The organism is Aromatoleum sp. (assembly GCF_036675785.1).
Classification (GTDB): domain Bacteria; phylum Pseudomonadota; class Gammaproteobacteria; order Burkholderiales; family Rhodocyclaceae; genus Aromatoleum.
Map to the genome: position 1 here is coordinate 13,034 of NZ_JAKFEF010000026.1, position 26,134 is coordinate 39,167.

General features: G+C 65.3%; 28 protein-coding genes. 22 read left to right on the forward strand and 6 right to left on the reverse strand.

Annotated features, from left to right (window positions below):
- Positions 1–91 precede the first annotated feature (91 nt).
- The 15 genes from V6M37_RS07495 (at position 92) to V6M37_RS07565 (ending at position 13,038) form a co-directional block, all read left to right on the forward strand.
- Complete coding sequence (locus V6M37_RS07495) at positions 92–838, forward strand: SDR family oxidoreductase (RefSeq protein WP_332671949.1); 747 nt, start codon at positions 92–94, stop codon at positions 836–838.
- Positions 835–1,362, forward strand: coding sequence for a nuclear transport factor 2 family protein (locus V6M37_RS07500; RefSeq protein WP_332671951.1), 528 nt, complete (start codon positions 835–837; stop codon positions 1,360–1,362). The genes V6M37_RS07495 and V6M37_RS07500 overlap by 4 nt, the downstream gene beginning before the upstream one ends.
- Positions 1,363–1,492: 130 nt before the next feature.
- Positions 1,493–2,890 (forward strand): aromatic ring-hydroxylating oxygenase subunit alpha, encoded by a 1,398-nt coding sequence (locus V6M37_RS07505; RefSeq protein WP_332671953.1) that lies wholly within the window; start codon positions 1,493–1,495, stop codon positions 2,888–2,890.
- A gap of 27 nt (positions 2,891–2,917) precedes the next feature.
- Positions 2,918–3,715 carry an SDR family NAD(P)-dependent oxidoreductase gene (locus V6M37_RS07510; protein ID WP_332671955.1) on the forward strand — a complete coding sequence of 266 codons (798 nt, stop codon included), beginning with the start codon at positions 2,918–2,920 and terminating at the stop codon, positions 3,713–3,715.
- Between the two features lie 31 nt (positions 3,716–3,746).
- Positions 3,747–4,277, forward strand: a complete 531-nt coding sequence (locus V6M37_RS07515) for a nuclear transport factor 2 family protein (protein ID WP_332671956.1) — start codon at positions 3,747–3,749, stop codon at positions 4,275–4,277.
- A gap of 30 nt (positions 4,278–4,307) precedes the next feature.
- The gene (locus V6M37_RS07520; protein WP_332671958.1) at positions 4,308–4,637 is read left to right on the forward strand and encodes a Rieske (2Fe-2S) protein; all 330 of its coding nucleotides are present in this window, start codon (positions 4,308–4,310) and stop codon (positions 4,635–4,637) included.
- Between the two features lie 121 nt (positions 4,638–4,758).
- Positions 4,759–5,289 carry a nuclear transport factor 2 family protein gene (locus V6M37_RS07525; protein ID WP_332671960.1) on the forward strand — a complete coding sequence of 177 codons (531 nt, stop codon included), beginning with the start codon at positions 4,759–4,761 and terminating at the stop codon, positions 5,287–5,289.
- Positions 5,286–5,816, forward strand: coding sequence for a nuclear transport factor 2 family protein (locus V6M37_RS07530; protein ID WP_332671962.1), 531 nt, complete (start codon positions 5,286–5,288; stop codon positions 5,814–5,816). Before V6M37_RS07525 ends, V6M37_RS07530 begins: the two co-directional genes overlap by 4 nt.
- Before the next feature lie 66 nt (positions 5,817–5,882).
- Positions 5,883–6,323, forward strand: a complete 441-nt coding sequence (locus V6M37_RS07535; protein ID WP_332671964.1) for a VOC family protein — start codon at positions 5,883–5,885, stop codon at positions 6,321–6,323.
- A 211-nt stretch (positions 6,324–6,534) separates the two neighbouring features.
- Positions 6,535–7,953: an aromatic ring-hydroxylating oxygenase subunit alpha gene (locus tag V6M37_RS07540; protein ID WP_332671966.1), complete on the forward strand. Its 1,419-nt coding sequence runs from the start codon at positions 6,535–6,537 to the stop codon at positions 7,951–7,953.
- A gap of 15 nt (positions 7,954–7,968) precedes the next feature.
- The gene (locus V6M37_RS07545; RefSeq protein ID WP_332671995.1) at positions 7,969–8,658 is read left to right on the forward strand and encodes an EthD domain-containing protein; all 690 of its coding nucleotides are present in this window, start codon (positions 7,969–7,971) and stop codon (positions 8,656–8,658) included.
- 21 nt (positions 8,659–8,679) lie between these two features.
- Positions 8,680–9,450, forward strand: coding sequence for an SDR family NAD(P)-dependent oxidoreductase (locus V6M37_RS07550; protein ID WP_332671968.1), 771 nt, complete (start codon positions 8,680–8,682; stop codon positions 9,448–9,450).
- A gap of 203 nt (positions 9,451–9,653) precedes the next feature.
- Positions 9,654–11,318 carry a diguanylate cyclase domain-containing protein gene (locus tag V6M37_RS07555; RefSeq protein ID WP_332671969.1) on the forward strand — a complete coding sequence of 555 codons (1,665 nt, stop codon included), beginning with the start codon at positions 9,654–9,656 and terminating at the stop codon, positions 11,316–11,318.
- Positions 11,318–12,202 carry a putative bifunctional diguanylate cyclase/phosphodiesterase gene (locus V6M37_RS07560; protein WP_332671970.1) on the forward strand — a complete coding sequence of 295 codons (885 nt, stop codon included), beginning with the start codon at positions 11,318–11,320 and terminating at the stop codon, positions 12,200–12,202. The genes V6M37_RS07555 and V6M37_RS07560 overlap by 1 nt, the downstream gene beginning before the upstream one ends.
- 152 nt (positions 12,203–12,354) lie before the next feature.
- Positions 12,355–13,038 (forward strand): alpha/beta fold hydrolase, encoded by a 684-nt coding sequence (locus V6M37_RS07565; RefSeq protein ID WP_332671972.1) that lies wholly within the window; start codon positions 12,355–12,357, stop codon positions 13,036–13,038.
- Between the two features lie 150 nt (positions 13,039–13,188).
- Here V6M37_RS07565 and V6M37_RS07570 read toward each other — a convergent pair whose 3' ends face one another.
- From V6M37_RS07570 to V6M37_RS07580, 3 genes are all read right to left on the reverse strand, one after another.
- Complete coding sequence (locus V6M37_RS07570; RefSeq protein ID WP_332671974.1) at positions 13,189–13,629, reverse strand: carboxymuconolactone decarboxylase family protein; 441 nt, start codon at positions 13,627–13,629, stop codon at positions 13,189–13,191.
- A gap of 64 nt (positions 13,630–13,693) precedes the next feature.
- Entirely contained in the window at positions 13,694–14,155 is a 462-nt protein-coding gene (locus V6M37_RS07575; RefSeq protein ID WP_332671975.1) for a carboxymuconolactone decarboxylase family protein, read from the reverse strand.
- A 9-nt stretch (positions 14,156–14,164) separates the two neighbouring features.
- Positions 14,165–14,581, reverse strand: coding sequence for a cupin domain-containing protein (locus tag V6M37_RS07580; RefSeq protein ID WP_332671976.1), 417 nt, complete (start codon positions 14,579–14,581; stop codon positions 14,165–14,167).
- Between the two features lie 90 nt (positions 14,582–14,671).
- Here V6M37_RS07580 and pdxR point away from each other — a divergent pair, with 90 nt between their 5' ends.
- The 5 genes from pdxR to V6M37_RS07605 all read left to right on the forward strand — a co-directional run bounded on the left by pdxR (position 14,672) and on the right by V6M37_RS07605 (position 20,612).
- The gene (gene pdxR / locus V6M37_RS07585; RefSeq protein WP_332671977.1) at positions 14,672–16,087 is read left to right on the forward strand and encodes a MocR-like pyridoxine biosynthesis transcription factor PdxR; all 1,416 of its coding nucleotides are present in this window, start codon (positions 14,672–14,674) and stop codon (positions 16,085–16,087) included.
- Positions 16,088–16,208: 121 nt separating this feature from the next.
- Complete coding sequence (locus V6M37_RS07590; RefSeq protein ID WP_332671978.1) at positions 16,209–16,979, forward strand: DUF3348 domain-containing protein; 771 nt, start codon at positions 16,209–16,211, stop codon at positions 16,977–16,979.
- The gene (locus V6M37_RS07595) at positions 16,976–19,186 is read left to right on the forward strand and encodes a DUF802 domain-containing protein (RefSeq protein WP_332671979.1); all 2,211 of its coding nucleotides are present in this window, start codon (positions 16,976–16,978) and stop codon (positions 19,184–19,186) included. The genes V6M37_RS07590 and V6M37_RS07595 overlap by 4 nt, the downstream gene beginning before the upstream one ends.
- 2 nt (positions 19,187–19,188) lie before the next feature.
- On the forward strand, positions 19,189–19,833 hold the full coding sequence (locus tag V6M37_RS07600) for an OmpA family protein (RefSeq protein WP_332671981.1): 645 nt from the start codon (positions 19,189–19,191) through the stop codon (positions 19,831–19,833).
- A 23-nt stretch (positions 19,834–19,856) separates the two neighbouring features.
- A complete protein-coding gene (locus tag V6M37_RS07605) occupies positions 19,857–20,612 on the forward strand; it encodes a DUF2894 domain-containing protein (protein ID WP_332671983.1) in 756 nt (251 codons plus the stop codon).
- Positions 20,613–20,819: 207 nt separating this feature from the next.
- Here V6M37_RS07605 and V6M37_RS07610 read toward each other — a convergent pair whose 3' ends face one another.
- From V6M37_RS07610 to V6M37_RS07620, 3 genes are all read right to left on the reverse strand, one after another.
- Entirely contained in the window at positions 20,820–22,139 is a 1,320-nt protein-coding gene (locus V6M37_RS07610) for an aromatic ring-hydroxylating oxygenase subunit alpha (protein ID WP_332671985.1), read from the reverse strand.
- A gap of 244 nt (positions 22,140–22,383) precedes the next feature.
- Positions 22,384–22,770 carry a hypothetical protein gene (locus V6M37_RS07615; protein WP_332671987.1) on the reverse strand — a complete coding sequence of 129 codons (387 nt, stop codon included), beginning with the start codon at positions 22,768–22,770 and terminating at the stop codon, positions 22,384–22,386.
- Positions 22,767–24,533 carry an FAD-dependent oxidoreductase gene (locus V6M37_RS07620; RefSeq protein WP_332671988.1) on the reverse strand — a complete coding sequence of 589 codons (1,767 nt, stop codon included), beginning with the start codon at positions 24,531–24,533 and terminating at the stop codon, positions 22,767–22,769. Before V6M37_RS07620 ends, V6M37_RS07615 begins: the two co-directional genes overlap by 4 nt.
- A gap of 174 nt (positions 24,534–24,707) precedes the next feature.
- On the opposite strand from V6M37_RS07620, the gene V6M37_RS07625 reads away from it, so the two are divergent.
- Together V6M37_RS07625 and V6M37_RS07630 are read left to right on the forward strand one after the other, a co-directional pair.
- Positions 24,708–25,316, forward strand: a complete 609-nt coding sequence (locus V6M37_RS07625) for a TetR/AcrR family transcriptional regulator (RefSeq protein ID WP_332671989.1) — start codon at positions 24,708–24,710, stop codon at positions 25,314–25,316.
- 16 nt (positions 25,317–25,332) lie between these two features.
- On the forward strand, positions 25,333–25,776 hold the full coding sequence (locus V6M37_RS07630) for a hemerythrin domain-containing protein (RefSeq protein WP_332671991.1): 444 nt from the start codon (positions 25,333–25,335) through the stop codon (positions 25,774–25,776).
- Positions 25,777–26,134 lie beyond the last annotated feature (358 nt).

Below are 26,134 nucleotides of genomic sequence, written 5' to 3' on the forward strand. Positions count from 1 at the left end.
ACGACAACAACGACGTCGACCGCCTCCAGCGTCCCCCGCCCCCCGCGGGGCCGCGCGAGGCGGTAGCACCGAACACCGACAGGAGAACGACATGGGCAGACTCGCAGGCAAGGTGGCGATCGTCACCGGAGCGGCATCCGGACTCGGCGCGGCCGACGCGCGGCTGATGGCGGCAGAAGGGGCGAAGGTCGTGCTGACCGACGTCAATGCGGAACTCGGCGAGCGCACGGCGGCGGACATCGAAGGCGCGGTCTTCGTGAAGCACGACGTGCGCAGCGAAGCCGACTGGCAGAAGGTCCTCGACAAGACGCTGACGCATTTCGGCCGCCTTGACGTGCTGGTCAACAACGCCGGGCTGGTCCAGTTCGGCACCGTCGAGGATACGACGCTCGAACAGTTCCGACTGCATAACTCGGTGATGTCGGAAGGGACCTTCCTCGGCTGCAAGTACGCGATCCCGTTGATGGCGAAAACCGGCGGCGGCTCGATCATCAACGTGTCGTCGATTGCCGCGATCAAGGGCAACAGCCCGGTGCTCGCCTACACCGCGGCGAAGGGCGCGATCCTGTCGATGACGCGCAGCATCGCGCTGCACTGTCAGGAAAGGAACTACCGCATTCGCTGCAACTGCATCCTGCCCGGTGCGCATGCGACGCCGATGACCGCCGCCGCGATCGCCCAATTGGGCGGCGCCGCCGCGGGCATCGGGCAGATCCAGCAGCATGGCCAGGGCAGCCCCGAGGACGTCGGCAACCTCGTCGTCTTCCTCGCGGCGGACGAGTCGAGCTACATCACCGGCGCCGAGATCGTCATCGACAATGGGGAAACCAGCCGATGAATGCGCCCGAGACGATCGACCTCGCAGCCGAACTTGGCAAGCTGCGCGCCGAAGTGTCGGACCTCGCTGCGCGACGCGACATCCACAAGGCGCTGAACGCTTACATGCGCGGACAGGACCGCCTGCTGTCCGACGTGCAGCGGAGTGCGTTCCACGGCGACGCCTGGGTCGACTGCGGCCTCTTCGCCGGTCGCGCGTCGGATTTCATCGATTTCGCGCAGGGATTTCTCGCCGCGTGCGACGCGAGTCAGCACCTGATCGGGCAGGTCGACATCGCGGTCGACGGCAACAAGGCGACGGGCGAGGTGTATTTCATCGCGCATCACCGCATCACCGAGAACGGCGAGAAGAAGGATCTCTTCGTCGCCGGGCGCTACCACGACGAGTACGAGGACCGCGGCGACGGCTGGAAGATCACGCGGCGCAAGGAGATCGTCGACTGGGCGCGCACCGACGCCGCGGCCGACAGCTTCCTGAAGGACCAGGTCGGGCTGCACCTGGCCGGGCGCGGCGAGCAGGGTTGAGCGAGACATACTGGTTTCCGGCAGTTGAAAAAAGACAGGAAATCCTGTTTTATTAACACCGTCCCGCCGAGACGGGAACTCGCCCACCGGCAGCGCCGGCGGCCGAACAAGGAAACGTGAGGAGACAAGAATGAACAAACCGTTCGAACCGCTGGAGCACGGCGCCGCGCGTTGCCCCGGCCCCAGCACCGCCGACATCATCCGGCGCGACGGCGACCAGGCGCCCGCGCATCTGACGGAGGAGAGCTACACCTTCCTCGGCGACGACGACATCACCTACAGCCGCTACACGTCGCGCGAGTTTTTCGAGCTCGAGAAGGAGAAGCTGTGGACGAAAGTGTGGCAGTGGGCCTGCCGCGTCGAGGACATCCCGGAGCCGGGCGACTACTTCGTCTATGAGATCACCGACAAGTCGGTGATCGTCGTGCGCACCGAAAGCGGCGAGATCAAGGCCTATCCGAACGCCTGCCTGCATCGCGGCACCGAGCTGAAGCCGGCCGGATCCTCGGGCCGGTCGAAAAATCTTCGCTGCCCGTTCCACGGCTTCACTTGGTCGCTCGAAGGCGCGCTCACCGACGTCCCGTGCCGCTGGGACTTCCCGCACATTTCGGACGACGCGTTCCGACTGCCCGAGCTGCGCGTCGAGCTGTGGGGCGGCTTCGTGTTCATCAACTTCGACCGCGACGCCGCGCCCCTCGCCGAGCACCTCGGCGTGACTCCGGAGCACTTCGCGAACTGGAACCTGTCGGAGAAATTCACCGCCCGCCACGTCCGCAAGATGCTGCCGGCGAACTGGAAAGCCTGCCTCGAAGCCTTCCTCGAGTCGTACCACGTGCTCGAGACGCACCCGCAGGGCGTGCTGACCGTCGGCGACGCGAACAGTCAGTACGACGTCTACGGCGACAACGTATCGCGCTTCGTGCATCTCGTCGGCTTCCCGAGCCCGCACCTGGGCAAGGCGTTCGCCGAGCAGGAGATCCTCGACGCGCTGATGGCCGAGGCCGTCGTCGAAGGCGTGCATGACGAGGCGGGCAAGCTGCGCGTGCCCGAGGGCAGCACCGCGCGGGCGACGTTCGCGAAGCACATCCAGCAGACGTTCGGCGCGGCGTACCGCAAGGACCTGTCGCACCTGAGCGTCACCGAGACGATCGACGCGATCGAGTACCACCTGTTCCCGAACACCTGTCTCTTCCCGTCGCTGCTGTTCCCGATGGTGTATCGCTTCCGCCCGAACGGCAACGACCCGGACACGACAGTCTTCGACCTCTTCTTCCTGCAGCCGTTGCCGGATTCAGGTGAGCGGCCCGACCCGGCCGAGACGGTCGAGCTCGGCTTCGAGCAGTCCTTCCACGAGGTGCCGGGTTTCGACCCGGGTCTCGCGACGATCTACGACCAGGACACCGGCAATCTTCAGGGCCAGCAACGCGGCTTCAAGTCGAGCACGAAGCCGGGGCAGACGCTCGGCAACTATCAGGAAATCCGCGCGCGCCTGCTGCACCGGACGATCGACAAATACCTCGCCCGCTGAGCGCGCAGGACCCAACGGAGAGACGACATGCAAAGACTCGACGGAAAGGTCGCGCTGGTGACCGGCGCGGCGCAGGGGATCGGCGCCGGCATCGCGCGATGCTTCATCAGGGAAGGCGCGAAGGTGCTCGTCACCGACATCAACCACGCGGCGGGCGAGAAGCTCGCCGACGAGCTTGGCCCGAACGCGGCCTACCAGCCGCTCGACGTCGGCGACGATGCGCAGTGGCGCGCCGCGACCGCCGCGGCGGAGCAGCGCTGGGGCCGGCTCGACATCCTCGTCAATAACGCCGGCATCTCGTTCCCGGCGCACATCGAAGCGGCGACGCTCGAGGACTGGGACCGCCACATGCGCGTGCACGGCGTCGGCACCTTCCTCGGCTGCAAGCACGCGATCGCGAGCATGAAGGCGCGCGAAGACGGCACGCGGGGCGGCGCGATCGTCAATATCTCGTCGGTCGAGAGCATCCGCCCCGGGCCGCTGTTCGTGGCCTACGGCGCAGCGAAAGCCGCACAGGATGCGGTGACCAAGACCGTCGCGCTGCATTGCGGCGAGCAGGGCTACGACATCCGCGTGAACTCGGTGCACCCGGCCGCGACCCGTACGCCGAACCTGCAGCAATATCTCGACGCGTCCGAAGATGGGGCGCGCCTCGAGAAGATCTACGCCGGCATGCAGCCGCTGAACCGCATCGCCGACGTCGACGAGATCGCCGCGACGGTCGCGTTCCTCGCGAGCAACGAGGCGAGCTTCATGACCGGGCACCAGATGTACGTCGACGGAGGCGTGCTGGCGAAGCCGTATCCGGCCGGCGAGGGGGCGTGAGATGGGCGCGTCGAATCAGGAGTCACTGGGCATGGCCGGCGAACTCGAGAGGCTGCAGCGCGCGTTCGCCGAGATCGAAGCGAAGCAGGCGCTGCACGAGCTGAACGCGCGCTATTGCAACGGCATCGACCGCCGCGACCAGGCGTTGCTCGCGTCGGTGTGGTGGCCGGAGTCCGAGATCGATTTCGGCCTCTTCAAGGGCACCGGCGCGGCGTTCGCCGAGCTGATCTGCGCGCCGAACCCGGCGGTCGAAACGATGTTCCACTTCACGTCGAACGAGCTGTTCGAGATCGACGGCGACCGCGCGACGGGCCGCAGCTACGTGATCGGCATGACCGTGGTCGACGGCCCGGACGGCAAGTCCGACCAGATGGTCGGCGGCCGCTACCTCGACAAGTACCGGCGCAAGAACGGCGTCTGGAAGTTCACGAACCGCCTGTTCGTCCTCGACTGGAACGCCAACCAGCCCGGCTCCGCGATCTGGACCGAAGGCATCGGCGCGCTCGCGCGCCGCGGTCGTTCGGACCTCGACGACGTTTCCTATTCCTTTTTCCGATCCTGACGGGCGCGACTCGCGCCCGGGAGTTCAACGATGAGCAACGAATTTCACTACGCGATCGACTGCGCCGACCTGCCGGCCGGCGCGAATAAGGCGGTCGAGATCGACGGTCAGAGCATCTTGATCTGCAACGCGAACAACGAATTCTTCGCGGTGCAGAACCGCTGCACGCACCAGAACTCGCCGCTCGAAGGCGGGCGCATCCGCAACGGGCTGATCTCGTGCCCGCTGCACGGCGTGATGTTCGACGTGCGCACCGGCTGCGGCCGCGGGCAGATGGGCCGCGTGCCGCTGAAGACGTACGCGCTGCGCGTCGTCGACGGGCGCATCGAAGTGTCGCTGGAAGCACCCGTCGCAGCCTGAAGGCCGTGTCTTACCGAGCGCCGGCGGGGTCGCCGGCGTTCAAAATAAGGGCGGCGACGTGTCGCACCCACCCCAACCCCAACCCCAAACCGCATCACCCCAACCAGAGACGGAGACAAGGATGAGCCAAAAGAACGAAGCCGAACTGCTGCAGGAACTCGAAGACAAGCAGGCGCTGCGCGAACTGGTGACGCGCTATGCGCGTGCGGTCGACCGCGCCGACCGTGAGCTGCTCGCCGGCGTGTTCGCGGAAGGTGCGCAAGTCGAGAACGGCGCCTTCGCCGGACCGGCCAACGAGTTCGTCGCCGCATGCCTCAACCGGCCGGAGCTCGAGCGCAGTTTCCATTCGGTGTCGAACGAGTTCTTCGCGGTCGACGGCGACGGCGCGCGCGGCGAGGTGTACGTGATCGCGGTCGCCACGTGGAACAAGGGCGGCGAGAAGACCGACACGCTGGTCGGCGGCCGTTACGTCGACAAATACCGCAAGGAAGGCGGCCAGTGGAAGATCGCCCGCCGCACCTTCGTGCACGAGTGGAACATGAGCTTCCCGACCACCGCGGTGTGGGACGAGGGTCTCTTCGGCATGATCAAGCTGCGCGGCCAGCGCTCGAAGGACGATCCGATGTACAAGATCCTCGGGGGCCGCGCATGAGCACCGCTGCGCGCATCCGCGCCCTCGCGGACAAGCAGACCATCTACGACCAGATGTGCCGCTACATCCAGGCGGTCGACCGTTGCGACCTCGAACTGCTGAAGTCGACCTTCCACCACGACGGCGAAGTGATCTTCGGCATCTTCGACGGCAACGCGCACGCGTTCTGCGACTACGACATCCCGTTCATCAAGGACAACCTGATCTGGGCGTTTCACCGCATTGCGAACGTCACGATCGAACTCGATGACGACGGCGTGCACGCGCGCGCCGAGTCCTACATGCTCGGCAACGCCTCCGCGCGTATGCCCGACGGCACGCAGATCAACTGCCCCGACGGCATGCGCTACCGCGACGTGTGGGAGAAGCGCGACGGCGTGTGGCGCATGTTCTCGCGCGACCTCGTGATGGACTGGAACGCGTGCTGGCCGTATGCCGGCCGAACCGACGGCCAGTTCGCCGCGTACCGCATCCAGGGCACGCGCAGCCGCGACGACCTGACCTACCGCGCCGGGCTGATCGCCTGACACTCGCACGTGCCGGGCGCCTCGCCGCGCCCGGCCCCGTTTCGCTCTCCGATTCAAGGACTGAACATGATCCGCGCCGTCCATCACGTGGCCCTGTCCACGCCGAATCTCGAACGCATGCGTTCGTTCTATTGCGACCTGCTCGGCTTCAAGGAGGTCTCGCGCGTGAGCTGGAAGGCGGGCGAGCCGAAGATCGACGCGGTCATGGCGCTCGCCGGCACCGGCGCCACGACGGTGATGCTGCAGCTCGGATCGCTGTGCGTCGAACTCTTCGAGTTCGAATCCCCGTCGCCCGCGCCGCAGCGCACCGACGACCGCCCGGTGAATAGCTACGGCATCACCCACCTGTGCTTCGACGTCGACGACGTCGACGCGGCGTACCAGCGCCTGGCAGCAGCCGGCGTGCGCTTCCACTGTCCGCCGCAGGACTTCGGCGCGGCGAAGGCGACCTACGGGCGCGACCCGGACGGCAACGTGTTCGAGTTGCAGCAACTCGTCGCAGCCTGAGGGGTGCGGCCGCACAGGGTCCGGCAGCGCGCCGAATGCAGAGTAAAACAAAACAACGATTCTGTTTTTCGTGCAGCATCGAACAGTGGTCGGCAGTAACAGAACCACGGCTGGTAGCAGCAGGCTTCGGCAGCAACTCGTCGCCAGCCTGGCGCCTGACTGCGACGGAGCGAACTGGCAGCACGACCGCAAACCAGAGAGGAGACAAGAAATGAACGACCGTATCCCGATGTCCGTCATCCCCGGCGACTACGCCGGCCTGCAGCCCGGCGAGGCGAGGTGCCCCGGTCCGAGCGTGCAGGACATCGTCGAGCGCGACGCGAAGCCTGCGCCGCAGGCGCTGCGCGAGACGAACTACCGCTTCCTCGGCGAAGAGGACATCGAGTACTCGCGCTACACCTCGCGCGAGTTCTTCGAGCGCGAGCTGCAGGAGATCTGGGGCAAGACCTGGCAGTGGGCGTGCCGCGAGGAGCACATCCCGCAGGTCGGCGATTACTACGTGTATGAAGTCGGTCCCTATTCGGTGCTGGTCGTCCGGACGGACGAGGGCATCAAGGCATACTACAACTCCTGTCTGCATCGCGGCACCAAGCTGCGGCCGGAAGAGGGCATCGGCTCGGCGCAGGAGCTGCGCTGCCCGTACCACGGATGGACGTGGAACCTCGACGGCAGCCTGAAGAGCGTGCCGTCCGCGTGGGACTTCCCGCACGTGAAGCCGGAAGCCTACACGCTGCCGGAAGTGAAGGTCGGCCTGTGGGGCGGCTTCGTCTTCATCAACTTGGACGAGAACGCCGAACCTCTCGAAAGCTACCTCGACGTGCTGCCGGAGCACTTTGGCAGCTGGGACATGAGCAAGCGTTACATCGAGCTGCACATCGCGAAGGTGCTGCCGTGCAACTGGAAGACCGGGATGGAGGCGTTCCTCGAATCCTACCACGTGCTCGAGACGCACCCGCAGCTGCTGCCCGGCACGAGCGACGCGAACGTGCAGTACGACGTGTACGGCGACCACGTGACGCGCTTCTACGCGGTCGGGGGGATCAGCAGCCCGCACCTCGAGAAGCGCCTGACCGAGCAGGAACTGGTCGACTCGATGCTGGTCGGCGACCGGTCCGTCGTCGGTGACGACCTGAAGGTCGGCGAGGGCGAAACCGCGCGCACGGTGATGGCACGCTACCTGCGCAAGACGCTCGGCGAGAAGTATCGCGCGTCGCTTGAACATTTCTCCGACGCGGAGATCATCGACACCATCGAGTACCACGTCTTTCCAAACATGGTGCTTTTCCCCGGTGTGTCGCTGCCGATGGTTTACCGCTTCCGCCCGCTCGGCACGGACCCGGAGCGCTGCCTGTTCGAAATCCTGTTCCTGCGTCCGGTGCCCGATTCGGGCAAGCACCCCGAGCCGCCGGAAGTCGCGTTCGTCGGCGAGGACGAGTCGTACGGCGTCGTGCCCGGCCTCGATCCGGTGCTCGCAAACGTCTACGACCAGGACACCGGCAACCTGCGCTCACAGCAACTGGGCTTCAAGGCGTCGAAGAAGCGCGGCCAGACGCTGGGCAACTATCAGGAAGTGCGCATCCGTCATTTCGAGCAGGTCGTCGACCAGTACGTGCAACGCGCGGTGCGCTGAGCGGAGACCGTCGTGATGCTCAAGGTTTTGAGCTTCCTGAAGCGACGGGACGACTTCACCGTCCCGGCCTTCAGCGAATACTGGCGCACGACCCACAAGGCGCACGCGCTGACGCTCGTCGAGGCCGGCTTCATCCGCGGCTACGTGCAGAACCACCGGGTCGGCGACGACCCGGAGGCGGATCTTCCCGGACTGCCGCTGCTCGCCGACGGCGCCCCGGAGCTCTGGGTGGACGACGCCGACGCGCTCGCCCGTCTCGTGTCGAGCCGGGAGTACCTCGACGGCGCCGGCCCGGACGAGGCGAATTTCGTCACGCCGCCGGTGCTCGCCGCCGTGGCGCGCGAAGAAATCGTCGTCGACGGCCCGCTGCCGCTAGGTGCCGTGAAGCTGATCCTCGTCGCACGCCGCAAGCCGTCGCTTGCCGCGCCCGACTTCGCGCGGCGCTGGCTGGGTCCGCGCCGCCCGGGGGGGACGCCGAATGCCGTCCCGCTGCGGCTCACGCGCCACATCGCCGTCGCGGACGACGCGCCATTCGACGGCGCCGAGTGCACTTGGTGGCCGGACCTCGACGCGCTGCACGCCGCCTGGTCGGAGGCGGACCTCGCCCCGCTCGAACCGCTCATCGCCGGAGGATCGCTGCGCGGCATGGTCGTGCGCGAGGACATCGTCGTCGCCCTGCCGGTGCTCGAGCCCGCGGTGGACTGATCATTCGAAAAAGGAACTGGGATGAACTCGAAAATCCTGCAGGACAAGGTCGCGATCGTCACCGGCGCGGCCATCGGGATGGGTGCCGCAACCGCACGCCTCTTCGCGGAAGCCGGCGCCCGCGTCGTCGTCGCCGACGTCAATGAGCGCGCGGGTCGGCACGTCGTCGAGGAAATCGTCGGAGCCGGCGGCGAAGCGTTCTTCCAGCGCGCCGACGTCTCGGTCGCTTTCGATGTCGATGCGCTCGTCGCCGCAGCGGTCTCGCGCTTCGGCCGGCTCGACGTCGCGATCAACAACGCGGCGGTGTCGCCCGACACGAAGCCGCTCGCGGAAATGGACGAGGCCGACTTCGACCGCGTGATCGCGGTGGACCTCAAGGGCGTCGCGCTGTGTCTGAAGTACGAGCTGGCGCAGATGATCCGTCAGGGGCAGGGCGGCTCGATCGTCAACATCGGCTCCGTCAGTTCCTTCCGCCCGCAGCCGACCAACGGCGCCTACGTTGCCGCCAAGCACGCCGTCATCGGGCTGACGAAGGTGGCCGCGCTCGAAAACGGCGGCCACGATATCCGCGTCAACGCCGTCGCCCCCGGCGCGATCGACACGCCGATGTTGCGGGGCGCTCTCGACGCGATGAAGGTGTCCGAAGCGGAGTACGCGCCCACGTTGAGCGTGCTGAACCGCTTCGGCGCGCCGACCGAAGTCGCCCAGGCCAGCCTGTGGCTCGCGTCCGACCTGTCGTCGTACGTGACCGGTAGCACGATCCACGTGGACGCCGGATACGCCAATCGGTGAGCGGTGCCTCCCGGGCGCGGTCGCGAGCACCGGGAGGATGGAATTCGACAATCGCGAAAAAACAGTTCGCATATCGCCATGCGCTGAATGCGCGGTATGGCTCCCGCATACCGTGCATGCGCCTGGTTCGCCGTGGCTCGCGGTGAGATTGAACTCAAGGTTTGTTTGAAGTTCTACAGACGATTCAACTCGCGAGCGGTGTCATGGAACTCGACGCGACCTTATCCCACGGTGCCCCGGGGCTGGATTTCAAGGCGCTGTTCGAGGCCACTCCGACGCCCTATCTCGTCCTCTCCCCCGACTTCACCATCGTTGCCGTTAACAACGCGTATTTGCAGGCGACGCAGACGGTCCGCGGCGACATTCTCGGGCGAGGCATCTTCGAGGTGTTTCCCGACAATCCGGGCGATCCGCTGGCTTCGGGCGTCGCGAACCTGAAGGCTTCACTCGAGCGGGTGCTCCGTGTCCGGTGCGCGGACACCATGGCGATTAAGAAATACGACGTCGCCGTGCCCGGACCACAGGGGAGCGTGTTCGAGGAACGCTTCTGGAGTCCGATCAATACGCCGGTGCTCGATGCGGCAGCCGGGCTGACCTACATCATCCACCGCGTCGAAGACGTGACCGACTTTGTACGCACCCGGGCGCGCGCCGAGCGGATGGAGTCCGAGATGTTCGATCAGACCATCGAAGTCCAGAACGCCAACAGGCGCTTGCGGGAGGCCAACGAGGAGCTCGACCGCCGGGTCGTCGAGCGGACCGAGGAAGTCAGCCGCGAGCGCGAGTACTTCCGCTCGCTGTTGATGGCATTACCCGTTCCCGTCTCGGTGATGCTCGGCCCTGATCACCGTTATCAGCTGGAGAACGACGCGCACCGAATACTGATTTCCGGCCGCCCGATTCTCGGCAAGCCTTTTCGGGAGGCTTTTCCCGAGTCGGCGGAGATGCTGCCGGTGCTCGACCACACGGGCGAGACGGGAAAGCCCTTGCGGCTGCGCGGCGCGACGATCGATATTTCCCAGCAGGTGCAGATCCAGGAGGAGCTTCGGATTGCCAAGGACAAGCTGAGCCTCGCCATCGACGGCGCGGGCGAAGGGCTGTGTGAATGGGACATGCGGACCGGCGGGACACACTATTCGCTGCGGCTCAAGCAGATCCTCGGTTACACCGACGAGGAGTTGCCGGACTGCGAAATGAGGTGGTTAAGCCGTATTCACCCAGAGGATCGGGAGAGAGTCCATACAGCGTTGCGCGACTATCTCGAGGGCAGGACGCAGACTTACATCAGCGAGTACCGGGTGCGCTGCCGAACCGGCGACTACAAATGGGTGCTCACGCGCGGCACGGTGACCGCTCGGGACGAGGCGGGCCGGCCGCTGCGGATGAGCGGAATGATCAGCGATATCTCGGAGCGCAAGGAGGCCGACGAGCGCATCTGGCACCTTGCCAACTTCGATGTCCTCACCGGCCTGCCGAATCGCCGCCTATTCCGCGACCGGCTCGAGCACAACATCAAGTTGTCGGCGCGGCACAATCACTCGCTTGCGCTTCTGTTCATTGACCTCGACCGTTTCAAGCAGATCAACGATTCGCTCGGGCACGACGTAGGCGACCTGCTCCTGGTCCAGGCCGCACAGCGCATCCGGGGCGCGGTTAGAGCAGCAGACACCGTCGCGCGGCTCGGGGGAGACGAATTCACGGTGATGGTGGATGAAGTCGACAACAGGGAGGAAATGGTCGAGCAGATCGCGGACAAGATCCTGCGTGCGCTCGCAGCCCCTTTCGACCTGCACAAAGAGTCCGTCAATATTTCGGGCAGTATCGGGATGCCCTTTATCCGCTGGATGCCGAGACGCCGGAGGACTTGATGCGCAAGGCCGATCAGGCGATGTACGCCTCGAAACAGTCGGGGAAGAACCGTTTCGCCTACTTCACCCAGGAAATGGACGAACGCGCGCACAGGCGGCACCGCGTTATGAACGACTTGCAGCGCGCGCTCGACGACGGGCATCTCGAGCTCTATTACCAGCTGGTGATCGAGGTCAAGACCGCCCGCGTCGCCAAGGCCGAGGCGCTGATCCGCTGGAACCACTCGGACGCCGGTTTGATCGAGCCGTCCCTGTTCATTCCGCTGGCCGAAGAGTCGGGTTTGATCGGCGACATCGGCAATTGGGTATTCCATCAGGCTTTGACGCAATCAAGGCGTTGGAGCGGGCTGCTCGGCGCACCGTTTCAGATCGGCATCAATGTTTCGCCCCTGCAGTTTCACCTCCCGCAGCAGGAATCATGGCTCGAGTTCATGCGCGGGGAGGGGGTGCCTGCCCACCTCATCACGCTCGAAATCACGGAAGGGATCCTCATGCAGACGTCGTCGCAGGTTTCGGAGCGGCTAATGGCGTGCAAGGAGGCGGGGATGGAGGTGGCGATCGATGATTTCGGGACCGGTTATTCCTCAATGGCTTACCTGAAGCGTTTCGATATCGACTATCTGAAAATCGATCGGTCCGTGATCCGAGGCATGGTCGACGACTCGACCGATAGAACGATCGCCGAAACGATCATTGTCATGGCGCACAAGCTGGGGCTGAAGGTCATCGCCGAAGGCGTGGAGCGGCCCGAGCAACTCGACCTGCTCGCCGCAGCGGGGTGCGACTTCGCTCAAGGCTTTCTGTTCTCCCATCCCCGGCCGGCGGAGCAGTTCGAGCAAATGCTGTCATCGCGCTGGGCCAGCGACGCACTCGACCTTCACTGAGGGGAGAAGGGCGGACGCACAGACGTTAAGGACTGCTGGAACGACAGGTCGTGCGCACCTTTCTCGTCTGACCATGTCTGCATTACAGGCATTTCATCGCGGGCAACACAACTTCTGAGTGCAACACATTGGCTTTCGCCGGGAGGTTTGCCATGCGTATCGGGCAGTCGCTTCTTTTGGTTCTCGGTTGCGTTTCCGCATTGCGCGCTGTCGCCCAAATGCCCGAAGGTGAGTATCTGGACGGAGAAGAGTCGAAGGTCGCCGTCGTCTTGGCACACGGACGCGGGAATTCTGCCGATGGAAATGTGGTGGGCCCGCTTCGGCGTGCCATACACAAGGAACTCGGTTTACACACCCTGTCACTTCGGATGCCAGACCCGGGTGTCGATTCGCCCGAATCCCCGGAACTTGCTTCGGCGTTTCCCGAGGCATATCGGCGTATCCAAGCAGCACTGGATTACCTGAAGAACGAAAAAAAGGTTGAGCGGATCTACCTGTTGGGTCACAGCATGGGCGGACGCATGACGAGTGGCTTCCTGGCGAACAACCCTGACGCCGGAGTCGCTGGATTCATCGGCGTAGGGATGACGGCCGGCGGAAAAGAGCCGGTGAACACCAACCTTAACTTACGAAAGGTTAAGGTTCCGATTATTGACATCTACGGCGACAACGAAATGGATGCCAAGGCCGCGTCGTTTAGAAAGACACTCGTATCAGAGCGCTTTTTACAGGTTGTAATTCCTGGCGCCAAGCACGATTACCGTGGCTACGAAAAGCCGGTGGCCGACGCCGTTATCGGATGGCTTAAGCAGCAGGACGCCCGGCAAGAGCGGTAAGGCCCGCGCTGACTAAGCAGGCGAAACCTTCAGCCGTGTCGAGCGTATCAATTATATGGATGACGCCGTGCCTGGCCGGGCTTCAATATGAACAGCAGTCGGAACGTACCGATTGCAAGTCCTTTCTGAAATGATCGGCCGACGCCGCCCTTACAGCGCCGGCGGCGTACGTGAAGCGATCATGAGGCGGTTCCACGTGTTGATCTCGCCGATGCATAGCGTGAGGTTGGCGATCTCCTCAGGGGTGAACTCCGCCTTCACTTGCTCATAGACTTTATCCGGCACTTCCTGTCCGCCAAGTGCCGTGACCGCATCGGCCCAAGCCAGTGCTGCACGCTCACGAGCACTGAAGACTGGCGATTCCTTCCACGTGGAGACGAGATGGATCTGATGCTCGGTGACGCCGTACTTTCGCGCCAAGGGAATATGCATGGCTACGCAGAAGCCGCAGCCGTTAGTTTTTGATACGCGCAAGCGCACCAGTTCGAGCAGGCCGAGATCAAGGCCGGCGCCCTGCACGTAGGTATGCAGGGCGTACATGGCTTTATAGCCTTCCGGGATAAGTTTGCTGATGTCGAATCGCTGTTCCATACGTTGAGCCGTAACTGAAGTGACGGGCCTTGCCGTCGTTGGATGGTAAGAATTTGATTTTTTTTCAGGCCTCGGCTGCAAGAACCGCTTCCGGCGTGCGACGGAAGCTGATCGCGAGACGGTTGTATGCATTCATCAGGCCGATGGCCATGGTCAGGTCCGCCAGTTCCTTCTCGTTGAAGATGCGGTTGGCCGCCTCGAACTCGGCGTCCGGAACGCCAGTCTGCGCGACCCGGGTAACCGTTTCCGCCCAGGCAAGGGCTGCACGTTCCCGGTCGCTGAACAGTCCGGCGGCCTCCTGCCACACTTGCACCAGCGCCAACTTCTCGACCTTGATGCCCTTCTTGATCAGGTCGCGGGTGTGCATGTCAAGGCAATAGGCGCATCCATTGATCTGGCTAACGCGCAGGTAGACCAGGTCGACCAGAATGTCATCGAGTCCCGATTGCATCACGTAGCCGTAGACACTGGCGAAGGCTTTAACACCACCGGGCGAGGTTTTCGTGTAATCCAGTCTTTGGCTCATTTCAAAACTCTATCTGTCAGGGGTAGTCAAGATTTCGTCGTCGGTATCGACGATGAATACGGCAAGCAGTTTCGCAGGTTCGGACTCGCTCGCGTTGCGGCTCAGGAAGTGATGCGCGCCGGGCACTTCATGAAAGCTCTCTCCCGCAGTGTAAGTACGCTCAGGCTGCTCTCCCACCTGGCTCACGACGCGGCCGGAAACGACGTAGGCATATATGAACGCCGATTGGGCATGACGATGTGGCACCGACGCGGCCCCCGGAGGGTAGGAGACTTCCACGGCGACAAGCGATTTGCCGGGAATGTGCGGGAGGGATTGTGAAAAATTAGGCTTGACCGTTTCGCGGGGACCATCGGCGCGGGCCGCTCCGGCAAAGGTCGCGACGATCGCGGCGAGCAGGGGCAGCAGAATGCAGGTGCGCTTCATCAACATCTCCTCGGGGGACGGCGGGAGTATGCGACCGCGGAGGTTCATTAAAAAGAACCAGAAACGTATATTCCGGATGTACCATGCCCTATGGCGAAGACCCTGAACCTCAGGCTGGATCGAACGGCGGAAACCTCCTTGGCGGAACAAATCCGCATCGGCGTCACGGCAGCAATCGACAGTGGTGTGCTCGCGCCCGGCGCGAGACTGCCCTCGTGGCTGGACCTCGCGGCGCAACTGGGTGTTGCAAGGGGCACTGTCAAGACGGCTTACGAGCGATTGGCGGATAAGCAACTGGTCGTTTCCTCACGCTCCGGCGGCACAAGGGTGGCAGACCACCCGGCACGAGTCGCGTTGTCGGACCCATCCAATACCGCGGATTCGGTCCCGCCCCTATACCACGATTTCCGGACCGGAACATCTGTCTTCCAAAACGGCGTGCCCGCCTCGGACAGTTTTCCGGTCGCGCTCTTCGCGCGATTGCGTGCACAGGCCGCCCGTGCCGAAGTGGCCGCTCCGCTCATCTATCCGGATCCTCGCGGCGAACCTGAACTCAGACGCGAGATCGCAGCGCATCTGGCACTTTCGCGAGGCATCGAATGCCGCCCATCCCAAGTCTTCATCACTGCGGGCTTCTCCGGCGCACTCGGCGTCACACTCAGGGTCCTCGGGGCGGAAGGGAGAAGTGCCTGGGTGGAGAACCCCGGGTTTCCCCCCAGCCGACGAGCACTTGAAATCGCGCGGCTTGCCCCGGTCCCGATCCCGATTGACGATGACGGCATTGACGTTACTTACGGAACGCAGCACGCGCCGGATGCTGCCTTGGCGCTGGTGACACCTGGCCAACAGGCTCCGACCGGAGTGCCTCTGTCGCTCGCCCGGCGGGCTCAACTGATCGAGTGGGCGACGCGCACAGGGGCGTGGATCATCGAGGATGACTATCTCGGCGAGCTCCAATTGAAACGGCGTGCTGCACCCGCCCTCGCGTCGCTGGACGGCAACGGGCGCGTCATTCATATCGGTTCGTTCAGCAAGACGATCAGTCCCACGCTTCGACTCGGTTTCGTGGTCGCGCCTCCTGCGTTGGTTTCGCACTTCGCCGAGGCGGTCATGTGTCTCGCCCCGGCTCCCGGCCCCGCAGTGCAGCTGGCAACGGCGGAGTTCATGCGCGACGGATACTACATGCGGCATTTGCGTCGCATGAAGCGCGTGTATGCCGCCCGGAGCAGCGCACTGCACGCTCTGTTGCAGTCCCTGGGATATCCAGCGCGTACGGCGGGCCTGGGCGTACTGCTTTGGCTGCCGGAAGGGACGTGCGACAGCATCATTGCCCGGGAAGCATTGGCGGTCGGGTTGGCGCCGTCGCCACTGTCGGCATGGTTCAGCACGGCCGGAGTTCACCGCCCCGGGCTTCTTCTCGGTGTTGCCACCACACCCGAAAATCAGCTTTCCGCCGCCTGCGACCGGCTACATCAGCTGATCCGGACCTGTTCCGGTGCGACGTAGTCGCGCCTGTTGAGCCTCCATTCTCGCCCCGCACGCCGCCTCCGTCGGCGCGACGCCATGAGCACCGCGATATCGCTGACCCGCTTGCCGCTTTGTAGTAGCCTTGCCGCTTTTTTCGGGTATGGCGCAACGGCTGCCGCGCACGCATTTCAACAGTTCTGCGCTGGTTCGCGTTCTGACCGAACTCGTGGAAACGGACGGGTCCGCGTCGAAACAGTCGTTTGCCGAGAGACTTGGGCAGTGGCTGGATATCGGGGACGCACTGGCGCTGTTCTCGGCGCTCGACGCCGGCTCGCAGCCGGCGGAGGTCCCGTCTAAGTCGCCCGCGGCCGACATCCGCGCGGTGCGGGGTCCGTTCACGCGTGTGCGCGCGGCCTTGGTGAATTCGATCACCGGGGTAGCGGGAGCCGAAGGCGACAAGGTGCGAATCGAACTGCCAGTTCCAGCGCCGAACGAGACGGTCGAAAGGGCCGCCGACTTCGCGCCTTACCATCGGTACTATCTCGCCCACCAGCGCGAGATGGCCGCGAGAATCGGCCCCTTGCGGACCGAGGCTCGCACAGCGTTGGGGCGACGTTCGGCCAATCACGCGCGGCTGGCCGGCCTGGATGCCGTGTTGGACAAGGCCTTGTCCGCCCGCGAGCGCGACCTGCTGGCGACGGTGCCAGCGCTGCTCGGCCGGCGCTTCGCGCGTCTCCACGACGCGCATCAGGCGAGGTTCGCCGAAGCGCAGGCCGCGGACGACCCCTCGCGGTGGATGCAGGGGGGCGGGTGGCTGGCGATCTTCTGCGCTGACCTTCGGGCGGTGCTGCTGGCGGAGCTGGAGCTTCGCTTGCAGCCGGTCGCGGGGTTGCTCGCGGCACTCGACAATGAGGTAACAGGGAAGCAATGAATCGAATTATCTGCACCGCGGCCTTTGTCGTCGGCCTGGTCGCGGTTTCGTGGGTGGGCGTCGACTACATCGGTGCGAGTCCGCTGGCGCTGGCAATGACGGCGCTGATCGGCGCCGTGTACGTGGTGGGTGGCGTCGAGCTGCTGCGTTTTCACCGGGCGACCGCTGCGCTGGACGCAGCCCTCGCCGCGATTCCCGAGAACCTGACGGAACTCGGCGCCTGGCTCCGCGGGCTGCCGCCGACGCTGCAGAACGCGGTGCGGTTGCGCGTCGAAGGCGAGCGCATCGGCCTGCCGGGGCCGGCGGTGACGCCTTATCTGGTAGGGCTGCTGGTGCTGCTGGGAATGCTCGGGACTTTCCTCGGCATGGTGGTGACGTTGAACGGCGCCGTCCTCGCGCTCGAAAGCAGCAGTGACCTGCAGACGATCCGCACCGCGCTCGCTGCGCCGGTGAAGGGGCTGGGGGTTGCGTTCGGCACCTCGGTCGCGGGCGTCGCGGCGTCCGCGATGCTCGGCCTCGTCTCGTCGCTGTGTCGGCGCGCCCGCCTGCAGACGTCACAACTGCTCGACTTCAGGATCGCGACGACGCTGCGCGGTTTCTCGCTTGCGCATCAGCGGCAGGAAACCTACAAGGCACTGCAGGTGCAGGCCGCGGCGCTGCCCGACGTGGTGCTGACACTGCAGGCGATGACGGCGCAGATGGACCGGCAGGGCAGGGAGCTGAACGAGCGTCTCGCAGGCGAGCAGGAACGCTTTTACCGCGATGCGCGCGGGATGGTTTCGGAGCTCGCGGCGTCCGTCGACCAGTCCCTCAAGGCGAGCCTGACCGAAAGCGCGCGCGTCGCGGGCGAGACGATCCGCCCCGCGGTCGAGGCGACGATGACCGGCATTGCGCGCGAAACGAGCGCGTTGCACGAGCGCGTCGCCGCTACGGTGACGACTCAGCTCGACGGCCTTTCCGAGCGCTTCGACCGCAGCGTGGCGACGGTCGCGGATACCTGGACCGCGGCACTTGCCAGCCACCAGGGTACGACCGAAAGCCTGAACAGGAATCTGCAGGACACGCTCGCCGCCTATACCGAAACCTTCGAGAAGCACTCAGCTGCGCTGCTGAATTCGGTGGAAGCGGCCCATGCGGCGCTGGGCGCGGATCTCGCGAACACGACGAGCGGCGTCGCCCGTGAGTCGGCGGCGCTGCACGCGAGGCTCGCCGATTCGGTCGAAAGGCAACTCGACGGCCTCGCAGCGCGGCTTGGAACCGCGGTCGGCACCGCGGCCGAAAACTGGACGAGCGCGCTCGCGCGCCATGAACGCGCCGGCGAACACCTGAGCGGGGAGATGCATCGCTCGCTGAATGCTTTCGCCGACACCTTCGCGCAGCGCTCGGCGACGCTGTTGACCTCCGTGCAGGACACCGCCACAGCGCTGCAGGCGGAGTCGGCAGCACGGAATGACGCGCGACAGGCGGCGCTCGGCGCGACGCTGGAAGCGATGGCGGCGTCACTGCAGCAGGAATGGCAGCAAGCCGCCACGCAGACGCTCGCGCAGCAGGAGCAGCTGTGCCGCACGCTGAACGAAGCCGCGTCTGAAATCGCCGCGGAGGCGAGGGCACAGGCGACCGGCACGATCGACGAAGTCGCCCGGCTCATGCACGTGGCGGCGCAAGCTCCGCAGGCCGCGGCGGAAGTCATCGGCGAGCTGCGGCAGGAGCTCACCGCGAGCATCGCCCGCGATAACGAACTCCTCGCGGAACGCCGCCGCATCCTGGAGACATCGGGCGCGCTGCTCGCGGCGATCAACCGCGCATCGACCGAACAGCGGGCGGCCATCGACGGGCTCGTCACGGCGTCCGCGGCGGCGCTGGAAACCGCGGGCTTCCGGTTTGCCGAACGTATCGACGCCGAATCCGCGCGGATGGCGGACGTCGCGAGCCAGATCGGCAGCGGCGCCGTCGAGGTGGCGAGCCTGAGCGAAGCGTTCGGCCTTGCGGTGCAGCTCTTCAGCGAATCGAGCGACAAGCTGATGGCGACGCTCGCGCGGATCGAAGGGGCGCTCGACAAATCGATGGCGCGCAGCGACGAACAGCTCGCCTATTACGTCGCCCAGGCGCGGGAAATCATCGACTTGAGCATCATGTCGCAGCAGCAGATCGTCGAGGACCTGCAGCAGCTTTCCGGCAAGCAGGCGTCGTTGGTCGGCGAGGTGTGACGGTGGACGAGATCGACGGCGGGATCGAACACTCCGCACCGGCCTTTGCCGTCTTCGGCGACCTGATGTCGGGCCTGCTCGGCGCGTTCGTGCTGATCCTCGTGGGCGTCCTCGGCGTGCAGCTCGACCTGGTGACGACCCTCGAAGCGGAAGTGCAGAAGCGGCGCGTGGAGGAGCAGCGGCGCGAGGCGCTGGAAAAGGCCTTGGCGGTGCCGCTCGCGGCCGGCCGCGTGACGCTCGACAACGGCCGCATCGGGATCAGCGGCAGCGTGCTGTTCGCGCTGAACTCGGACGAACTGCAGCCGGAAGGCCGGCAGCTCCTCGAGAGCCTCGCGCCGCCGCTGGCTGCGTATCTCTCGGTCAACGACGAAATGCTGATGGTGAGCGGGTTTACCGACGACCGGCCGGTGCGCGACACCAACCGGCACTTCGCCGACAACCTGGAGCTTTCGGCGCAGCGGGCGCTGACGGTCACACGCGCGCTGATCGACGAAGGCATCCCGTCCTCGTCGGTCTTTGCCGCGGCGTTCGGCGCCGAGCAGCCCGTGGCGTCCAATGCCGACGACGACGGACGGTCGAGGAACCGGCGCGTCGAGATGGCGCCGGTGCCGAAGTCCCGCAACAAGGAGGCGGGGGCGCCCCGGTGAGTCAACCAGCGAAGTCCGACGCCGTGGCGCCGCACGCTTCGAACGATGATCTGGGCGCGCAGATCGACTCGCTGCGCGCAGGCGGGGCCCAGCGTTTCGATCCGGTCCGCTTTCGTTTCATCGAGGCCTTGGCCCGGCGAGCGGCCGGACATCGGGATCGGATCCGGGACGTACTGGACGCCCGACTGGCCCAGATGCTGTCCGAATACCGCGAACGCGCCGATCGAGCCGAGCGCGAGGCGGGGGACCGGCTGGCCCGTGGCATGTCGCGATTTCCGGACGCGGCGGACGCACTGCGACAGCATTGCGACGCCGGCGATTTCCGCGGGCTGCAACGCCTGCTTGCGCGCCTCGAAGCGCAGCGGAGCAGCCGGTTTTTGGCCGATCTGCTCGTCGAGATCGCGCAGCGCTCGTCGGACAGTGCGACCGCAGACGAGCTGCCGGCTGCAGGGCTGGTAGTCGAGCGCCGCGTCGAACTGAAATCCCTGAAATATTTCCGCCGCACCTGGTCGAAGCTCAGCGTCGACCAGCAGCTCTCCCGCGCCTTCGCGCAAGCGCCCGACAACGCCGGTCCGCTCAATTCGCATTTCCTCGTCCTCCGGGCGCTCGGGACGATTCGCGACATCGCCCCCGAATACCTCGAGCAATTCATCCCGTATGTCGAGGCGCTGCTGTGGCTCGACCAGGCGGACGGCGCCCGCCGCCAGGCACAGAAGAATTCTGCCCGAGCGGAAGCTGGCAAGAAGCGAAGTAAGGCGGGTCGCAGCGACGCAGGCTGATCCGAAGAGCAGCGGCTTCGACGGCCACCTTGGCAGCGGCCGGGGCTGCCGCTCCGGAAGGTAGCCCGAGCGGCGGGTTAAACGGCGCACGGCCTCGGAGTCGCCTCAGGCGATCTGCGCCAGCGCGATGTAATGGAAATCGACCGCGCACCGCCGCCCCTCGGGCACCGGCGCGCCCGTCGGGCAGGGAGCGGCCCTCCCGCTGGATCAGCGGCGGCCTTCGATGTGGTCGTTGATCACTTCGTGCAGCCGCCGCACGCGGTCTTCCTGCCGGGTCAGGTAGGAATCCTTGTAGCCGCGCGAATGCAGACCGCGCTGCTGTGCGACCGCGACGCTGAGATCCTGGTCGGCGACGAAGCCAAGCGACGCGTCGCCGTGCAGGAACGTCTCGTGCGGCGCCGGCTCGACCTTGCGCGTGCCCAATGGCGTTGCCACTTCGGTGACGCCGTCGATGACTGGGACCATGAACCAGTGGTCGAACAGGCACTGCTCCGGGTCGGTCGGGTGCGGCTGCGGGCGCAGGACCTGGTAGCCGTCGGCCGACATCGTGAGCGAGATGTTCGGGAACACCGTGATGTGGTGATAGTCGGTCAACTGGTCGTCGGACAGCTTCTCGTATTGCCACTGGCCGCGCTCGGCGCCGAGCTTGCGCTTTTGCTGCTGGATCGCAGCGCGCGCCTCGCGCACGCGGCCGTTGAAGGCGGCCGGATCGAGATCCCACTGGCGCAGGATCGCGTCGAGCGGAGCCTGGACTTCGCCGACCCGGCTGCTGCTCGACGGCAGGCAGCCTTTCATGCGCATGCGGTTGTGCCCGGTCTCGTAGATGTCGTAATCCGTATTCTGGTAGGCGTCGTCGATGAAGGTGCCGAGTTCGCGATGCAGGCTCAGGACGTGGTACGCCTCGTTGAAGTTGTCGTGGATGATCTTCCAGTTGCAGTCGACCTTGCCGGTGAGCCACATCACGCGGACCCACTTGTCGGTCTGATACGCGTCGAGATGATCGGCGACGACGCCGAGCGACTCGCGCAGGGGCCGCGCGTTCGGGTCCATGTTGAACCACACCAGCCCGCCGAGCACGTCGCAGCGGATTTCCTCGAGCTTCATTTTTCCGACCGGGCTGCCCTGCGGGTAATCCTCCGCGTCGCGGACGTGGCGCACCACGCCGTCGAGGCTGAACGTCCAGCTGTGGTAGGCGCACACCATGCGCTTTGTGCCGCAGCGCTCTTCCTCGGCGACGAGGCGATTGCCGCGGTGCGGACAGACGTTATAGAAGGCGCGGATCTTGCCGTCCTCGGCGCGCGTCATCAGGATCGACTCGTTGCCGATCTCGTACGTGATCACCGAGCCCGGCTTCTCCAACTGGTACGCCATACCCCCGATCTGCCACGTCCGCGTGAAGACGTGATCCCATTCCTTCTGTGCGAATTCGCGCGAGTAGTAACGGTCGCCGGTGATCGGATCGCCGCGCAGGAAACTGCCCTTGACCAGTTCCCGTTCGAATTTTTCCTGAATGCTCAAGTTGCCCATGTCTCGCTCCTGTCAGTCCCGACAGCGTCGGTTGTGGTTTGGGTTGAACGCTTCTCTCTCTGTCGTCGATCAAAGTGCCGGACTGTCTGAGCGGTCCTGGCGCAGCCCCCTTCCGGGGGCATTTCCTCAGGTCGGGCCGCGTGGGCGAGGCGTTTCTTAAACAGGCTTGCCTGTTTTCGATGCGCCTCGTCCGATGCCCGTCCATTCTTCTCCGCTTGCGTGGCGCCGTTTGCTGGCGCCGGTGTCAGTTGTTTTGTGCGCCGGCCGCGATCCACGCGCGCATGCTCTGCCGCGTCGCTTCGTCGAGCGCAGGCGCGCCGAACGGCATCTGTTCGCCGCTCCCGCCCGCGTCCAGATGCGTGCCGTCGAGCTTGTGCATGAGGTAACTGCGCTCCGGTGCACCGGGCTCGACGCGTTTGAGCTTGCTCTCGACCGAGGGCACGCCGACGAGCGACGCGTAGGCCGCCGCGGGGTGCAGCTTCATGTTGCCGGCCTCCTGGCCGGTCAGGTGGCACGTCGCGCAGTTCGCCCGTAGCACGGGGACGAGATCGCGGCTGAAGCTGACATCGTCCGCAGCGCTCGCGCCGGCCGTCGCAGCGAGGAGGGCGAGCGCGAACCGGTGCGGTCTCATGCGCGCACCTCGGCGCCCTGCATCGCGTGCTTCCCTGCGATGTAGCCGAAGGTCAGCGCGAGGCCGATCGTGCCGCCGGCGCCGAAATAGGCGCCGCGCGCCGGACTCGCGATGCAGTTGCCCGCGCCGTACAGGCCGGGAATCGGCTTATTCGACGCGTCGAGCACTTGCGCGTGCTCATTGATCATCGGGCCGCCATTCGTGTCGAGCGCGCCGGGGCCGAGGATGAACGCGTACAGCGGACCGCCGGTGTCGAGCGGGTGCATCGTCGGGTTCGGCATCGGATTCTTCGCCTGCGTCGTGCCCTTGCGCATCGGCGAGAAGAGTTCCTGCCAGTCGCGGTCGTATTCGTGCAGGCCGCGGTCGAATTCCGGGTCGCGACCGTTCTTCGCGTAGCCGTTGAAGCGTCCGATCGTCTCCTCGAGCGACGCTGCGAATTCGGGCGCGAGGGTGCAGCAGCCAGTCTTGTCCTCGATCTTCGCGAGGCGGGCCGCGATGTTCGCCGAAAGCTCGGCCACGTTCGCCCCTTCGATCAGATGGCGCGACGCGCGCTTGTCGGCGGGAATCGGAAAGGCCCCACCGAATGCGTCGAGGCTGCGGGAATCGAACACCATGAACTGCAGGTGGTTCGGGTATTCCTTGCGGACGGGGTCGAAGACGAAGTGGAGCTGCGTGCGGTCGTTGTAGTTGATCTTCTCGTTGCCGATGCGACGGCCGTACTTGTTGACGACGAGCATCGAGTCGCCGGGCAGCACGAACGCGCCGAGGCCGATCGCGCGGTTTTCCAGTGCTTCCTCGAGCACGACCTGCGTGCGCCAGGCCGTGTCGAGCGAACCCATGCGAGCGCCGGCGTCGGTGGCGATCGAGATGAAGTCGCCTGTCGAGCCGGGCATCGCACACGCGCCGTAGATGCCCGGCTGGTGCAGGCCGCAGAGGCTCGCGTTGTGCGCATAGCCGCCGGTGCCGAACACGACGCCCTTGCGGGCCTTGATGCGCACGAGCTTGTCGCCGTTCAGCGCTTCGACGCCAATGACGCGGTCGCCGTCCTTCACGACATTCGTCACGCGATGTTCGAGGAGGATCGGCGTCCCGCGGGCCGCAAGCCATTTCTCCATCTGCGCCGCGAGGCTCGCGCCGCCGCCGGCGGAGCTCGCGCCCTCAGCCGGTTCGAGCGCTCGCCCGCGCGGTGTCTTGTTCTCCGGCAGGTGATCGGCGTAGTCCGGCGCGTACTTGTCGACGAACCACATCTTGAACTCGCGGAAACGCACGGCGCCGAGCTTGTCCATGTTCTCGAGCATCGGGGAGCCGTTGTCGTAGAACGCTTCGAGCAGGCGGTAGGACGCTTCCGGCAGGCCGAGCGTCGAACTGTTGGGGGTGTATTGGCGCGGATAGGCATAGCGCGCCAGAAAGCGCAGGCAATCGGCCTTTTCGTCCTGAACCCCGCGCGCGCGCAGCAGCGGATTGTTCGGAATCCAGGTGACGCCACCGGATTTTCCGGTTGTCCCGCCCGGAAGCGGCATCTTTTCAACCAGAATCACCTTCGCGCCGAGGCCGGCGGCGGTGACGGCGGCGGAGCACGCAGCCGCGCCCGAGCCGATGCAGACGACGTCGGCTTCATGGTCCCAGTGCTGTTTGCCTGCCGACTTTGCCGCCGCCTGCGCGGCCGGGGCGACGGCCGCCGCGACCAGCCCGCTGGCGGCCAGGCTGCCGCGGATCAGTGCCTGGCGGCGACTAGGCATCTTGGGAAGCGTGTCTTGACTCATCCTTGTCTCTCCTTGGTGTCGGGTCGGGGAATCTCGAAGACTCCCGTGTTCTAAATGGAGCAGTTCTCCGTCCAACCGGTGTCGAACGTGCGCAAACGGCGTCCGATCAAAAAGCTTTATTTTTTTATAACGCTTGTTGTAAATTAGATTAAACGTACTCTTTGAGATAAGTCAATGCCTGCTGTCGTAGATCATGCTCACCGCCGCCTGCACGTCGCCCGGATCGCGGCCGACATCATCGCGCGCGTCGGAATCGAGGCCCTGACGATGCGCGAGATCGCCGCGGAAGCCGGCTACAGCACGGCCATCGTCACCCATTACTTTTCGAGCAAGCAGGAACTGCTGCTCCATACTTATCGGACTGCTGCGGCGAACGCCCAGGCGCGGGTGGCGGCGGCGCTCGACCGCGACCCGTCCGATCTCCTCGGCTGTCTCGAAGCACTGCTGCCGCGGGACGAACCGAGCATCCAGGACTGGAAGGTCTATCTCGCGTTCTGGCACATTGCGGTGCTCGACCCGGACTTCGCCGCGGAGCAGGCGTCCCAGGCGCTCAACGCGCGGCGGCTGCTGCGGGGTGTGCTCGAGGCGCGTGCGCGACAGGGCCTTCCGCCCGCGCCCGGGGAGTTCGACTCCGTCGCCCGGCGCCTGCTGGTGATCGTCATCGGTGTTGCCGTGCAGTCGGTTTTCGACCCGCTGAGCTGGTCGCCGGAAGTGCAGCGGGAGTACCTTATGGCCGAGCTCGGGCCGCTGTGCGCCCTGGCAATCGAAACAATCAATTCATAACGAGCGGAGACGAAACATGAACACACAGAAGGGAATGCCCTGGACGGACGCCTACCTGCTCGGGCACGCGCGCATGGACGATACGCATCGCGAGTTCGTGAGCGCGGTCGACCGAATGCTGACGTGCGCGGACGAGGAGTTCCCGGCGGCAATGCGCGCCTTCATCGAGCACGTCGAAGCGCATTTCGCCGAGGAGAAGGCGTTGATGGAGGCGACCGATTTCCCGTCGACATCGTGTCACGTGGATGACCACGACGCGGTCTACAAATCGGCGCTCGAAGTCGAGCCGCTCGTCGTCGCAGGCAATATCGAGATCGGCCGCAAGTTCGCGGAGGCGTTGTCGTCGTGGTTCCCGTCGCACGCGGACTACCTCGATTCGGCGCTGTCGCATTGGGTCGTCAAGCGCAGCACCGGCGGCAAGCCGGTCGTGCTGCGCCGCAACCTCGTCGTCGAGCGCTGAGCGGAGCGGGAGGGGGACGGGGTCAAGTTAGGCGGTTAGGAATGAGGTTCCGTCCATTGCGTGCCGCCCCGAACCATCGCGCGTGCTCTCACCGGATTTTTTCCCGACACACGGAACGCTGTATCGATAAGCGGTTACCGGGTGACGCGAGCGACAAGGGGAGGGCGCGCGGAGGACCGGGAGATTGGCGCGGGTGCAACCGCCCGCCATTCGACGGGGACGCAGCTGATCGGTGCCCGATCAGGGGGCACGGCCTCTCCAATTGAGCGAGTCCCGCGTCGCCGACGCGCTTCGTCACGCTCTCCTGACGCGCCGGCCGTTGCGCAACCGCGCCATCTGCGAACGCTGCGTGAAGATC